The following is a 13,465-nucleotide window of genomic DNA, read 5'->3' on the forward strand; positions in this document are numbered from 1 at the left end:
ACCTGGACTGCCCAACAGCGGGGTGCGCAAAAACACACAGTATTGGGTATTGTGATATTCTCAAATTTTATACTTTCTTATCTGATTAGAAAAACGCGGCATTCGCCTCGTCTTATAGCGAATGCCGAAGCGTTTCTTATAAGGTCATCCATCATTTATACTTTCTGACGTTATAAAAAAATCCGAGTTGATTCAAAATCTAACTTGAGAAGTTTTAAATCATCGTTCGGATTTTTCTTTGATTCATTACTTTTGTCCCGGCCTCTTCTGACTGATAAGGACAAAATAAAACAAACTGTAAGGCCGGTAAGCATGAGTCGTTCAAGTATGATCGGTTCCATCCATATAATCAGTTAGCGTATCAAAAAATAAATCAGACTCCTGTTCAAGTTGATTCGAGTCTGTATCTTCAGGAAGAGGTGGCAATTCTTCAAGCGATGTCAAGCCAAAATAAGTCAGGAATTCTTTAGTCGTTGCAAACAGCATGGGGCGTCCGATTCCTTCTTTTCGCCCTATCTCCTCAATCAACGATCTGGTAATCAATGTTTGTACAGGGCGGTCACTTTTAACGCCGCGTATATCATCAATCTCGGTTCTGGTAATGGGCTGCTGATAAGCAATGATTGCCAAAGTCTCAAGGGCGGCTTGTGACATTCTTGTCGTCTGCGGTGTTTCAAGCAATTTTTTGAAATATGGACTATGTTCGGGTTTAGTCGTCAAATGGAATACATCATGGAATTGCATCAGAAGGATTCCGTGCTCTGTGTTCTGGTAATCATATTTTAATTCATCCAGTAAACGGGTGATTGTGTCTTCAGATGTATTCAAAATACGTACCAATTGCTTGACCGAAATTCCTTCATCGCCGCTTGCGAATAATAGCCCTTCTGTGATGCCCTTTAATTCATTGAATTCCACGTTTTCTCCCCCAAGTAGAATACATACAATTGATCAAAATGATTCTCTTGCTCACATGTTACATCATTATTTTTCATCAGCTCCAGTATTGCCATAAACGTCACGACAATGTGTGAGCGGGAAGGGTAATCAAATAGCTTGTTAAAGGATACCCCGCCTTCTGAATGCCTCACTAAATCAAGAACTTCAGACATGCGTTGTTCTATCGGAATACCACTGCTCTCAACGCTTGTCTTAAGCGGTTCACGCCACTTCTTGCGCTCAAACATTTTTCCTAATGCATCAAGCATGTCGTATAAGGATACACCCTCTTGGGTTACAGGCTTTCGTGCTTCAATATGATCGAAGGCAACAGGTGGCCTTGTGAAAATCTGGTTTGCTTCCATTTCTTTATTCTGCAATGTTTGAGCTGCATCTTTGTACTTTCGATACTCAATCAAACGTTGCATCAGTTCCTCCCGTGGGTCTTCCTCATATTCATCATCGGTTTCTTCCATATCCTGTTTTGGCAGAAGCATCTGACTTTTCATAGCGATCAAAGTAGCAGCCATCACCAAATATTCGCTGGCAATATTTAGTTCAAGACGCTGCATTGTATGGATGTATTGCATATACTGCTCGGTTATCTGTGCCACGGGTATATCATATAGATCGATCTCATAATGATTGATCAAGTGCAGCAAAAGGTCGAGAGGGCCCTCAAAAGCATCCAATTTCACTTGATATGGCTGATTCACAACAGTTCTCCTTTCATTTGCGGCAAATGAGGAATTATCTGCCTTAACATGGCAGGCAATTGAATAAAGTTTTATTGATTTGAAATAAACGCCCATACAACCTGGGGACTGTTGTCATAAGTTATTAATGTAAGATAAATGTTATCAAAAAAACATTTATTCGTTAAGCAAAAAAGGAGGAGTATGATTATGAGTTATAACTATGGCGGAGGCTTCTCGCTGATCGTTGTATTGTTCATCCTTCTGATTATTGTCGGTGCTGCATGGATGTAATCATATTGCTGATTGGCAGTACCACTCAGTAAGATTTACAAACAAAAGCCAGCTCTTAGAAAAACGCGGCATTCGCTTCGATTTATAGCGAGTGCCAAGTTTTTCTTATAAGGTCATTCATAATTTAGACGTTCTGACGTTATAAAAAGGAGCTGGCTCTTGTTTAATCCCTTTCTTCGTTACTCTTTTGATCCTCTTCGACTGATTTATTCAGGAATTGCTGGGTCGATTCATCAGCACAGACTGCATACTTATCCCCAAATATGTTCTGCACTTCCTTCACCATCTTTTTACCGATTCCGGAATTTCGATGTGAAGGATTAACAGATATATGCTGGACAATCGCGTCAATATTATTTTCAATGCGGACGCCGATTACACCCAGTACATCTTCATCCTTCCAGAGGAAAAGATGCCAATCCGGATTGGTTTCATATTCTTTAATAGTGTGCTGCAGTTTTTTTACATCTTTTCCATGAGGCATGAACGATAACAACCCCATTGCAATCTTCTCATAATTCTTTTTGTAACGAATAAGCATAATTATCCCTCGTTATGATAGTAACTTGCCAATCAAAAAGAGCTCATTATCCCAATACGAACGATTTTCTGAAACACATTGGATAAACGTTTATATATAGTTATGCCGCATCAGGCTTTATTTGTCAACATTGACCGGGGTTATTTTTGTTTAATAGCTTCATAAATGGTATAACCATCCGATTGTTTATTTTTAAAACGGAATGGAATGATATTAATGAAAGCTATCCATAAATTAAATAGCAGCATTAATAGCAAATAACTACTGGAAAAGACAATATAAAACCAAGCGCAAATACCTGCAGCCAAAAAACTTCCTACTGGCCCAAAGACAGCTATCCTAATACGCTCATGCGGTTGATACGGCGTCTTTCGTTCACTGTAAGCCATCCCTCCTGCAAAGAAGAACAGACGGATTACAAGATGTATCTTTTTTCGAAATGTGCGATAGATAATGCTGCCAGTACCTATCGTCAATAAAATTTTATCAGCTTTGACCGATTTTGCACCGAGCATATGGCTCATTTCATGGATTGCCGTTCCTGCTGGAGCAACGATAAAAATCAGGTAAAGAAATAGATAAATATCCATGATTATCGATTATTCTGTCGTCACTTTAACTTCTTTCATAACATCGCCATTCTTCATGGCTTTTGCAAAGTCAACTCCTGACGTTACCTGGCCAAAGACAGTGTGAACACCATCTAAATGCGGCTGGGGTTCGTGAACAATAAAAAATTGGCAGCTGCCTGTATCTCTTCCGGCGTGAGCCATTGAGAGTGACCCTTCCACATGTTTATGCGGGTTGCCTTCAGTTTCACATTTGATTGTATAACCGGCATTGCCTGTGCCGTTTCCATTGGGACAGCCACCCTGACTGACAAACCCGTCAATCACACGATGGAAAGTTAATCCATCATAAAAGTGACTGTTAGCTAGTTTTTCAAAATTAGCTGCAGTATTTGGCGCTTCATTTGGATAAAGCTCAAATTCTATTTTGTTTCCATCTTCCAGCAATATATATCCTTTTTTGTGCATTGCTCACATCCCCTTTTCACTGTTCTTACATCATTTTAGCTGACCTTTCAGCAGAAAACAACATCATCATTCGTAAGAAATATCATTTTTTACAACATCGTGATATGTCTCACGTTTGACTACTGCTTGATCTTCGCCATTTTCCACGAATACCACAGCTGCTTTTGGAAAACGATTGTAATGGTTGGCCATGGAATAGCCATACGCACCTGTGGAGAACACCGCTAATATATCGTTGCTCTCTATAACCGGAACAGGTAGATCCCACATGAGCATATCACCTGATTCACAGCATTTGCCAGCTATTGAAACTGTATCTCTCACTGGTGCAGCTGCCTTGTTTGCCAATATGCCTTCATATTTCGCATTGTAAAGGGCGGGGCGTATATTATCAGTCATTCCCCCATCCACTGAGACGTAATGGCGTACCCCGGGAATCTCTTTTATGGAGCCAACTGTATATAAGGTTAGTCCGGCATTACCGGCGATTGCACGACCGGGCTCAATCCATATCTCCGGGATGGGAAGATTGAAATAAGCTGCCTGTTCCTGAACAACAGCCGATAATTTCTTCACATGCTCAGAGTAGTCAAGCGGTTTATCTTCTCGTGTATATCGAATTCCAAAACCACCTCCCAGATTGAGAACTTCCGGCGTATAACCGTACTTTTCATGCCAATCAGCTAATTTCCGGAATAGTATTTTTGCTGCCAGCAGCATTTCTTCTGTATCGAATAACTGTGAACCTATGTGGCTGTGCAATCCTTTGAAATGAATAAGATTGTTGTGCTGTAATTCTAAAAATGCGTCATCAGCCTGTCCATCAGCTAAATTAAAGCCAAACTTTGAATCTTCATTACCGGTGACAATATAATCATGTGTGTCCGGTTCAATGCCCGGGCTCACACGCAGTAGTACATTCATCTGTTTGTTTTTCCGTTCAAGAATATGACGAATCAGTTCAATTTCATGAAAGTTATCGATGACTATGCAACCTATATCGTGTTCAATGGCCATTTCCAGTTCATCAACACTTTTATTATTGCCATGCATATGTATTTTATCTGCAGGGAAGCCGGCTTCCAGCGCGGTGTAAAGTTCTCCTTGTGATACCACATCAAGGCTTAACCCTTCCTGCTTAATAACTTGAAGCATCGCTATAGATGAAAAAGCTTTGCTTGCATATGCCACTTGAGCTGAGATCCCGAGCTCTTGAAACGTTCCGATAAAAGCACGGCAGTTTTCCCGGATTACGGAAACATCATATACATATAGCGGTGTGCCATACTTTTCAGCTAGGACTGTTGAGTCAAGTCCTCCGATTGCTAAATGTCCTGCTTCATTTAAATCAAATGGATGGTGATCCAATATCATATTCAATTCCCCCGATTGATCCTGATTGTCCATTTCAAAAAAATCAGAAAGCCCGAGAGCCGCTATGCGGAACCCAGGTATTCCTATGTTAAGATTTTGAACTTGCAAATCTGTTAAAGTGTAAAAACACTTTACCACATAAAAACCAAAAACGAAAGAAGAAGGTAAGCGTTCAGAGTTGTTCTGTCCGCTTCCCTTGCTTTGTCGTTTCGGAATATCCCTTTACGCTTTCGGCTGTCTGTAATCATTTTTGGGATGGACTATACTCGGGCGCTTTTTTGAGTAAGGTATTGGAACACGCAATACCATTTCAATCATTGCCCTCGCATCAAACGGTATAAACGGCCACATATATGGTGTATGCAATGATTTTAACTGAATAAGGTATAATCCATAAAGGGTGATTCCGACTGTAAAACCAATCGCACCGAACATTGCTGTTAATATAATCAGTACTACCCTCGAAATTTTATTAGCTACGCCTAATTCATAACTTGGTGTCACATATACACCAATGGCACTAACCGATACATACAAAATAACCTCAGGTCCGAACAGCCCGACGTCAATGGCAATCTGTCCGATTAGGACCGCAGCGATTAATCCCATTGACGTTGCTAAAGGAGTCGGTGTATGGATGGCGGCCATCCGTAAAAACTCAATTCCTAAATCCGCCAGTATGATTTGAATAGCAATCGGAATTGTCCCTTCTTCTTTAGGCCCAATAAATGCAAGCTCCTTTGGTAATAATGATGGATCCAGCGCGAACAACAGCCACAAAGGCAACAAAAAAATCGATAACATAATCGCTATCATTCTTGCCCAGCGCATAGCGGTCCCGACTACCGGTGATTCACGATATTCTTCGGCATGCTGTGTGTGGTGAAAAAAAGTCGTCGGCAATATCATTACGCTTGGTGATGTGTCCACAATCAGTATGACATGACCCTCCATCAGATGGGTAGCTGCAACATCGGGCCGTTCGGTATACCGGACTAATGGATATGCCTTCCATTTCATGCCGACTATAAATTCCTCCAATGTTTTGTCTGTCATTGTAATGCCGTCAATTTCAATCTGGTTCAAGCTGTTTTTGATGATATCAATTAAATCCCTGTCAGTCACATCATCGATATAACACAAACAAATATCCGTTTTAGATCTTTCACCGACCTTCAACATTTCATGACGCAATCTCGCATCGCGGATCCGCCTTCTTGTCAATGCCGTATTTTCAATAATGTTTTCTGTGAATCCGTCACGGGATCCTCTGACCACATGCTCTGTATCAGGTTCTTGCGGTGCGCGGCCAGGATAATTACGGACATCCACAATAAACGCATATTTTTCCCCATCAATGAAAATAACGACTAAACCGGATAATACTTGATCGACTACTTCATCCAGAGATTGAGTTCGCTCCACCTGCTGATAAATGATCCGGTTTTCAACGATTTCCGGTACTTTTCGCTTATTCACTTCATCGTCATTGATTTGCACAAGTTGGCGCATAATTCGCTGCACTACCGTACCATCACAAAGTCCGGTAACGTAGTAAAGCTGAATTTTTGTTTTTAAAACGACTAATTCGCGAAAACCAAGATCAAACGATGTATCCAGTCCAACGTTATCCTTCATGTATTGCTTGTTTTTATCTATTTTTGCATAAATAGGACTTTTATTTTGGTTTTGATTCATAAAATTCAACGCTCCACTTGTTCATTATTGCATGTATCACATAATTTATTTCACAAATATCGTCCATTGGAATAGAGATCCGGCGATTTTGCCAAATACGATTGCCATTAATAACCACAACATCTTATCTTCCATTCGAATACGTTTTGAAAGAATCGGAAAAACATTCAATACTTCGGTCAAAGCTGCTGCCAGCATACCATTAAATACACCATGAAAAACTCCCCATATGACAAGCAGGAACAGCGGCTGATTCCAGGATACATCTGCAAAAGACATAAATATCCCGAATAATGCTCCAAGAACGATGCCTGCGATATAAACAGGTATTCGTGTATCCGTTTTGCTCAGCTGGATTAATCTTGGAATGATCCCTAACACCGTTAAAAAAGCCACAAAACCACCTCCGACCGCCACACCAGCAGCAAATCCAATCATCACTTCCAGCAGACTAACGAAGATACTTGTCATCATTCAGCGTATTCTCATAATAAGCAAGATACTGGTCCATACTCTGCTGGTAATTGAAGATCTCAACCTCAAGTGGGCTGGGTTCCTCATTGATTCGTTTACGGAACCAGTGGTTAAAAAACAAAAGCATCCCGATTCCAAGTCCAAATGAGTACGGTATCTGAATCCATAATGGATATGGATTATGTTCGCCTGTTAACAAGTAATGAAGTTTTTGCTGGACCTCCTGCATGCTGACATCGTAATGAAAATTGATAATGGTCATGGCTGTACCAATAAAAAGAAGCAGCCAAACAATTGCTGTAATCATAATGTTTGGCGATTTTTTTGTTTTTTGGATTCGTATAATAGTATGTGATGGTCCGACAATCTGAAATTCGAGTTCACGATAATGTGTGTTTAAATGGTCAATGACTAAAAAGCTGTCTACAATCACCACGTTCAGATCTTTTTTTGTAATACGGTAGATTGGCGTTTTTTCCAATTCATCTTTCAATGGTGATGCAGTAGAGAGGTAAGCAATGTCCTTTAAGCTAACTTTTTTCAAATATGAGAGTTCGATACTCTTCTTCATGCGCAGATATACAATCTCCGACATCCGGGACACACCCTTTTTACGATCTTGTATGAAATAGTATTTGTTAAAAGCGGAATAATTATCACAGAATCAGCTGTTTATCCCGGATTTAAATTCTAATAAAAACAAATCAGCATATTATTTTAATAAGACTTGATCTCAAGTCCCCGAGAAATAATTTTCCATAAAAATCTTTGATAAAGCTATATAAGGCAGGCTGGTATTCGTGAAAATAAGGTATTATATTATCGCCTATTTCATTTGTATTATTCTTATGATGTTGACCACTTCGTTCATATCCATATCCAAGAGTCAAAATGAAATGTTTCATTTCGGCGCAATTAATGAATTAACTAAATCTGATTTGATTTCAGAAACATTCGTGCTTATGATGAGTTCGGAGATACCTCAATTGAAAGAAAATTTAAATGCAAACGATATAAAGTCACCGGATTTTTCGTCTTTAGTATTTGCATTCACTTCGGGAATAACACCTAAAAGTTTCACAAGTCTGCTCGAACTCGAGCTGCCGGGAATGAAGACATTTTCCAACGGGATGCGTCTTCAGGGAAAGGACTTAACTGCAATGCCGGTTGAGTCACCCCCACCTGATTTTGATAAGCTGTTAAAAGAGGGCTCCTCCGGAAATCATTCTGAACAGGAGGATCAAGTTAACCAGGATACGGATAATGCAGAGGTATTTATTTATCACAGTCATGCTTGGGAAGCTTTTCTCCCATTACTTGACGAGCCAGAAAAAAAACCGAGTGAAGCTTCGAGTACAAATAATAAGCAAAATATTGTACTTGCAGGTTCTATGCTTGCCAAACAACTTGAGAACAGGGGCGTTAGCACACTTCATGATAAAACCAATGTTACAGCGAGCCTTAACCAAAAAGGCTGGGGGCCTGGTGATTCATATAAATTTTCACGGCAGTCCGTCAAAGAAGTGATGTCCGCAAATGATACTGTGAACTATTTTATCGATATCCACCGTGATGCCTTGCGCAAAGATCAGACAACGGTGACGATTGATGGGAAGAATTATGCAAAGCTATTTTTTATTGTAGGGGTCGGACATGAGGAGTACCAAAAAAACCTCGCGTTTGCAAAGGAATTGCACACTATGATTAAACAGAAATATCCCGGACTCAGTAAAGGAATATATAAAAAAAGCAAATCTGAAGGAAACGGTATATACAATCAGGATATGTCAGGACGATCAATTTTAATTGAATTTGGAGGAATTGATAATAATCGCGAGGAGCTCAACAATACGGCTGAAGTCATGGCAGAGGTTCTTAGCGAACATCAAAAAGATGCTTTAAAAGTTAACAATGCGAATTAAAAAGCCAAAGCAAAACCAACGAAAAGTAGCTGTACAGCTTTAGTACGCAAACAACGTGCAGTAAGAGCCCCGTTTAGAAAAACTCGGCATTCGCCTCGTCCTATAGCGAGTGCCGAAGTTTTTTAAGGTTATCTATAATATATACTTTCTGGGTATAAAAAATTCTACGATGCAGATTTAGACGGGGCCGACTGCTGTGACGGTACATGCCTAGTTTTGCTCATGTCCGTCCTGATTCATGGGTTCATATTCACTTTCATGTCCTCTAGTATTTTTTTCTCAAGGCGCGATACTTGTACCTGTGAAATATCAAGCCGTTCAGCCACTTCAGACTGTGTCCGGTCTTTGTAGTAGCGCAAATATAATATCAGCCGCTCACGTGCATTCAGCCGCCTAATTGCCTCCTGCAACGAAAGTTTATCAAACCATTTTGTATCATCATCGGCAATCTGGTCCAATAACGTAATCGGGTCCCCATCATTCTCAAACACGGTTTCGTGGATGGAATGTGGTGACTTTGCAGCCTCCTCGGCATGAACGACTTCCTCAGAGGTGATATGGAGTGATTCAGCGATTTCCAAAACAGTTGGGACACGTCCCAGCTGCTTCGTTAATTCATCCCGCTTTTTTCTTATTTTATTCCCGGTTTCCTTCAGGGAACGGCTCACTTTAATACTGCCGTCATCCCGGATGAATCGCTGTATTTCACCGATGATCATCGGCACAGCATATGTGGAAAACTTGACGTCATAAGATAAGTCAAATTTATCAATTGCTTTTATAAGTCCGATGCTTCCTATCTGAAACAGATCATCCGGATCATATCCACGGTTGATAAAGCGTTGTACCACTGACCAAACCAATCTGACATTATTTTCAACAAGCATATCCCGTGCCTGTTTATCGCCTTGCTGACTTTTATGGATATAGGTCTTCACCTGCTCGTCACTCAACGATTCTTGCCGGTTATCATGACTGACATTTACGTCCATAGGCATCCCTATTTAGAAACCGTTTTTTTTGAAAGTTGTTTTGTCATATGAACAGTTGTGCCGGTTTCAGGTGAAGATATGATTTCCAATACGTCCATAAAATTCTCAATAATGGTAAATCCCATTCCGGATCTTTCCAATTCAGGCTTTGATGTATAGAGCGGCTGTCTCGCTTCATTCACATCACCGATTCCGGTGCCGGTATCCTTGATTGTCAGTTCGACCTCGTCTTCATGCAGCACACATGAAATTGAAACATGATGCCCGGGTTCATTATTATAACCGTGAATGATAGCATTTGTTACGGCCTCGGAAACGACTGTTTTAATCTCCGTCAATTCGTCCATCGTCGGATCCAGTTGTGCCACAAAAGAAGCCACAGTTACCCTGGCAAATGACTCATTTTCGCTGACGCTTGCAAATTCTACAAACATTTCATTTTTCATGATGCCACCCCCAACGTAAATAACGCATGTTCTTCGCTCTCCTCCAGCCTTACAATTTTAAACATTCCGGACATTTCAAATAATCTCCGGACTGGCGCGGAAACGGAGCATACAACCATCTCCCCTCCCAGTTGCAGCACTTCTTTGTATCTGCCAAGAACAACACCAAGCCCTGAACTGTCCATGAACGTTACCGATTCAAGATTCAGTACAACATGTTTGATGGCGTTTGTATACATCATTTCTTTCCATTCGCTCCGTAATTCTTCTGCTTCATGATGGTCCAATTCTCCGGTCATTCTGACGACCAGGACTTCTGCTTTGACGTCAAATGCAGTAGACAAACCCATAATACTTCCTCCCCACTTTTTCGTTCTGAGTACTTTTTCGCTAAAAGCCGGGCAAATTCCTTCTTCATGACAAAAGAAGAAGGAATTCGTCAGAAATACTGCTAATTCACCATATTTTGAGCTGCCCGTTTTAACAATGTCAGATACGATGCTTGTTGGACATCATGATCCACGGTTAACGGCGTTTTTGACAATGTTTTGCCATTGCTTTTTATGATTAACTCCCCGACTTGATCACCCTTATTGATGGGCAGACCGATGTCGGATTTTATGTTCACGGATGTTGTTAAGTCTTTATCGTCCTCACCCTTACGGTGGATTGTGCTGATTGATTCTGATGCTGTCACATCAACAGTAGCATTCTCCGCTCTTAATAAGTCCAACGTTGTAATGGTTTCGCCTTTTTTGTATAAATTTTTAGTTTCAAAATGATTGAATGCATAATCAAGCATTCCACTAATCGCTGCATTTCGTTTCTTTGTTGTTTCAGCGCCCATGACAACGGCAATCATTCGCATGTTATTTTTTTCGGCTGTGGCTGTTAAACAATATTTAGCTTCATTTGTATAACCAGTTTTAAGTCCGTCAACACCTGGGTAGGACTTAACGAGTTTATTCGTGTTCACAAGCCAGAATTCGTTCTCCTCACCTTTTCGCAAATAATCTTCATAAATGGACGTATATTCGGTCACGGATTCATATTTTAATAATTCTTTAGCCATAACCGCCATATCATGGGCAGTGCTGTAATGATCCTCAGCCGGGAGACCGGTGGCATTCCGAAAACGTGTGTTTTCAAGACCTAATGCCTTTGTTTTTTTGTTCATCTGTTTCACAAATGCTTTCTCACTGCCGGCAATTCTCTCGGCCAGCGCAACACTTGCGTCATTTGCCGAAGCGACAGCTATCCCCTTCAAAAGGTCATTGACACTCATTTCTTCGCCGGCTTCAAGAAATATCTGCGATCCCCCCATCGATGCAGCGCGATCACTGATCCTGATGGTCTCATTTTTATCGATTTTTCCTTTATCAAGAGCTTCCATTATCAGTAATAGAGTCATAACTTTTGTCATACTGGCAGGGGGTAATTTCTCTTGTGCGTTTTTGTTAAACAACACTTTTCCTGTATCGCGTTCCATCAAAATGCCGGACTCGGCATCCGGGACTAAATTAAGATCTTGGTCTGTGTTACCTTTACCATTTTCTTCACCGAACACTGTAAATGGCATGAAGAGAATTGAAAGTATAATGCTGGTCAATAAAACATACTTTTTCATTTCAGATTTCAACCTCCAACGTTCAATATAGTTTTAGGATTGCCATTTCAGTGTGTTCTTATACAGCAAAAACGCATGCCGGAACCAGCATGCGTTTTGACCTTAAGTATAATTTATTTTGAGACGTTCTCATAAATCAACGGCGGTTTCTCCACGGTTCTATTCGAGATGACAATACTTGCATATAATTTTTCTGTCACATCATCAATGGTATCGGTATTAGCGTGAATCTTCAAAAGTGATTCCCCCTTACTGACGGGGTCCCCTATTTTTTTATTGAGTACGATACCGACAGACAAATCAATGCCGGAATCTTTTTCTTTCCTTCCGGCGCCTAGCATCATGGCCGCTGTTCCGATGCCCTCTGCTTCGATTTCAGAAACAGTCCCTGACTCTTTAGCAGGCAGATCAAATGTGTATGATGATTGCGGCAATAAATCCGGATTATCCGCTACATGCGCATCACCGCCTTGTGCTTCGAGAAATACTTTAAACTGCTCGATTGCCTTCCCGCTGTTCAAGTTATCAGTCAGCTGTTTCCGTGCTTCATCGAGATTGTCCGCTTTGTTTGCCAATACAACCATCTGACTGCCCAGTTCAATACATAATTCAGTTAAATCTTCCGGTCCATGACCCTGTAATGTCTCGATTGCTTCTTTAATCTCCAGGGCATTACCGACAGCTTTCCCAAGCGGCTGGCTCATGTCTGAAATGACAGCCATCGTATTTCTGCCGACACGGTTCCCGATCGATACCATTGCCTGTGCTAATTCTCTGGCATCATCAAGCTCTTTCATAAAAGCACCTGCTCCGGTTTTAACATCAAGTACAATAGCATCTGCACCTGATGCTATTTTTTTACTCATGATGGAGCTGGCAATCAATGGAATTGAATTGACTGTTGCTGTAACATCTCTCAGGCTGTAGAGTTTTTTATCAGCAGGTGTCAGGTTGCCTGTCTGGCCGATGACTGCTACTTTATTTCGGTTCACCAGATTAATAAAGGCTTCAATGGAAATTTCAACATGAAATCCAGGTACTGCTTCAAGCTTATCAATCGTTCCTCCGGTGTGCCCAAGGCCTCTTCCGCTCATTTTGGCCACAGGTACTCCGGCAGAAGCGACCAGCGGGGCAAGTATCAGGGTCGTCGTATCGCCAACCCCGCCGGTTGAATGTTTATCCACTTTAATACCGGAAATGGCAGAAAGATCAACTAGATCCCCCGATTCCACCATTGCCATGGTCAATTCAGCGCGTTCTTCTTCGGTCATATCCTGGAAAAAAACAGCCATCATCAAAGCACTGACCTGATAGTCCGGGATATTATCATTTGTGTATCCATCGACAAAAAAACGGATTTCTTCATTTGAAAGCTTTTTACCATCGCGTTTTTTTTCAATGATGTCATACATTCGCATATAATCAC

General features: G+C 41.0%; 16 protein-coding genes. 2 read left to right on the plus strand and 14 right to left on the minus strand.

Going from position 1 to position 13,465, the window contains the following annotated elements:
- Positions 1–321 precede the first annotated feature (321 nt).
- Positions 322–918 carry an SMC-Scp complex subunit ScpB gene (gene scpB, locus IEW67_RS08140; protein WP_188632571.1) on the minus strand — a complete coding sequence of 199 codons (597 nt, stop codon included), beginning with the start codon at positions 916–918 and terminating at the stop codon, positions 322–324.
- Positions 900–1,655 carry a segregation/condensation protein A gene (locus IEW67_RS08145; RefSeq protein ID WP_229671709.1) on the minus strand — a complete coding sequence of 252 codons (756 nt, stop codon included), beginning with the start codon at positions 1,653–1,655 and terminating at the stop codon, positions 900–902. The genes scpB and IEW67_RS08145 overlap by 19 nt, the downstream gene beginning before the upstream one ends.
- A 189-nt stretch (positions 1,656–1,844) precedes the next feature.
- On the opposite strand from IEW67_RS08145, the gene IEW67_RS08150 reads away from it, so the two are divergent.
- Positions 1,845–1,928 carry a YjcZ family sporulation protein gene (locus IEW67_RS08150; protein ID WP_188632618.1) on the plus strand — a complete coding sequence of 28 codons (84 nt, stop codon included), beginning with the start codon at positions 1,845–1,847 and terminating at the stop codon, positions 1,926–1,928.
- Positions 1,929–2,091: 163 nt separating this feature from the next.
- Here IEW67_RS08150 and IEW67_RS08155 read toward each other — a convergent pair whose 3' ends face one another.
- From IEW67_RS08155 to IEW67_RS08185, 7 genes are all read right to left on the minus strand, one after another.
- Entirely contained in the window at positions 2,092–2,469 is a 378-nt protein-coding gene (locus IEW67_RS08155) for a GNAT family N-acetyltransferase (RefSeq protein WP_188632573.1), read from the minus strand.
- Between the two features lie 140 nt (positions 2,470–2,609).
- Complete coding sequence (locus IEW67_RS08160) at positions 2,610–3,059, minus strand: site-2 protease family protein (protein ID WP_188632574.1); 450 nt, start codon at positions 3,057–3,059, stop codon at positions 2,610–2,612.
- 9 nt (positions 3,060–3,068) lie between these two features.
- Complete coding sequence (locus IEW67_RS08165; protein WP_188632575.1) at positions 3,069–3,506, minus strand: peptidylprolyl isomerase; 438 nt, start codon at positions 3,504–3,506, stop codon at positions 3,069–3,071.
- 66 nt (positions 3,507–3,572) lie between these two features.
- Positions 3,573–4,880 (minus strand): diaminopimelate decarboxylase, encoded by a 1,308-nt coding sequence (lysA, locus tag IEW67_RS08170; RefSeq protein WP_188632576.1) that lies wholly within the window; start codon positions 4,878–4,880, stop codon positions 3,573–3,575.
- Positions 4,881–5,102: 222 nt separating this feature from the next.
- The gene (locus IEW67_RS08175; protein ID WP_188632577.1) at positions 5,103–6,578 is read right to left on the minus strand and encodes a spore germination protein; all 1,476 of its coding nucleotides are present in this window, start codon (positions 6,576–6,578) and stop codon (positions 5,103–5,105) included.
- Between the two features lie 45 nt (positions 6,579–6,623).
- Entirely contained in the window at positions 6,624–7,052 is a 429-nt protein-coding gene (locus tag IEW67_RS08180) for a stage V sporulation protein AB (protein WP_188632578.1), read from the minus strand.
- Complete coding sequence (locus tag IEW67_RS08185) at positions 7,030–7,647, minus strand: stage V sporulation protein AA (RefSeq protein ID WP_188632579.1); 618 nt, start codon at positions 7,645–7,647, stop codon at positions 7,030–7,032. The genes IEW67_RS08180 and IEW67_RS08185 overlap by 23 nt, the downstream gene beginning before the upstream one ends.
- A 205-nt stretch (positions 7,648–7,852) precedes the next feature.
- On the opposite strand from IEW67_RS08185, the gene spoIIP reads away from it, so the two are divergent.
- Positions 7,853–8,974 carry a stage II sporulation protein P gene (spoIIP, locus tag IEW67_RS08190; protein ID WP_188632580.1) on the plus strand — a complete coding sequence of 374 codons (1,122 nt, stop codon included), beginning with the start codon at positions 7,853–7,855 and terminating at the stop codon, positions 8,972–8,974.
- A 236-nt stretch (positions 8,975–9,210) separates the two neighbouring features.
- Here spoIIP and sigF read toward each other — a convergent pair whose 3' ends face one another.
- From sigF to IEW67_RS08215, 5 genes are all read right to left on the minus strand, one after another.
- On the minus strand, positions 9,211–9,966 hold the full coding sequence (gene sigF, locus IEW67_RS08195; RefSeq protein WP_188632581.1) for an RNA polymerase sporulation sigma factor SigF: 756 nt from the start codon (positions 9,964–9,966) through the stop codon (positions 9,211–9,213).
- An 8-nt stretch (positions 9,967–9,974) separates the two neighbouring features.
- Positions 9,975–10,412, minus strand: coding sequence for an anti-sigma F factor (gene spoIIAB / locus IEW67_RS08200; protein WP_188632582.1), 438 nt, complete (start codon positions 10,410–10,412; stop codon positions 9,975–9,977).
- Positions 10,409–10,762: an anti-sigma F factor antagonist gene (gene spoIIAA, locus IEW67_RS08205; RefSeq protein WP_188632583.1), complete on the minus strand. Its 354-nt coding sequence runs from the start codon at positions 10,760–10,762 to the stop codon at positions 10,409–10,411. The genes spoIIAB and spoIIAA overlap by 4 nt, the downstream gene beginning before the upstream one ends.
- A 101-nt stretch (positions 10,763–10,863) precedes the next feature.
- On the minus strand, positions 10,864–12,039 hold the full coding sequence (locus tag IEW67_RS08210) for a D-alanyl-D-alanine carboxypeptidase family protein (protein ID WP_188632584.1): 1,176 nt from the start codon (positions 12,037–12,039) through the stop codon (positions 10,864–10,866).
- 113 nt (positions 12,040–12,152) lie between these two features.
- On the minus strand, positions 12,153–13,457 hold the full coding sequence (locus IEW67_RS08215; protein ID WP_188632585.1) for a pyrimidine-nucleoside phosphorylase: 1,305 nt from the start codon (positions 13,455–13,457) through the stop codon (positions 12,153–12,155).
- Positions 13,458–13,465: the final 8 nt, after the last annotated feature.

The organism is Lentibacillus kapialis, assembly GCF_014646635.1.
Classification (GTDB): domain Bacteria; phylum Bacillota; class Bacilli; order Bacillales; family Amphibacillaceae; genus Lentibacillus; species Lentibacillus kapialis.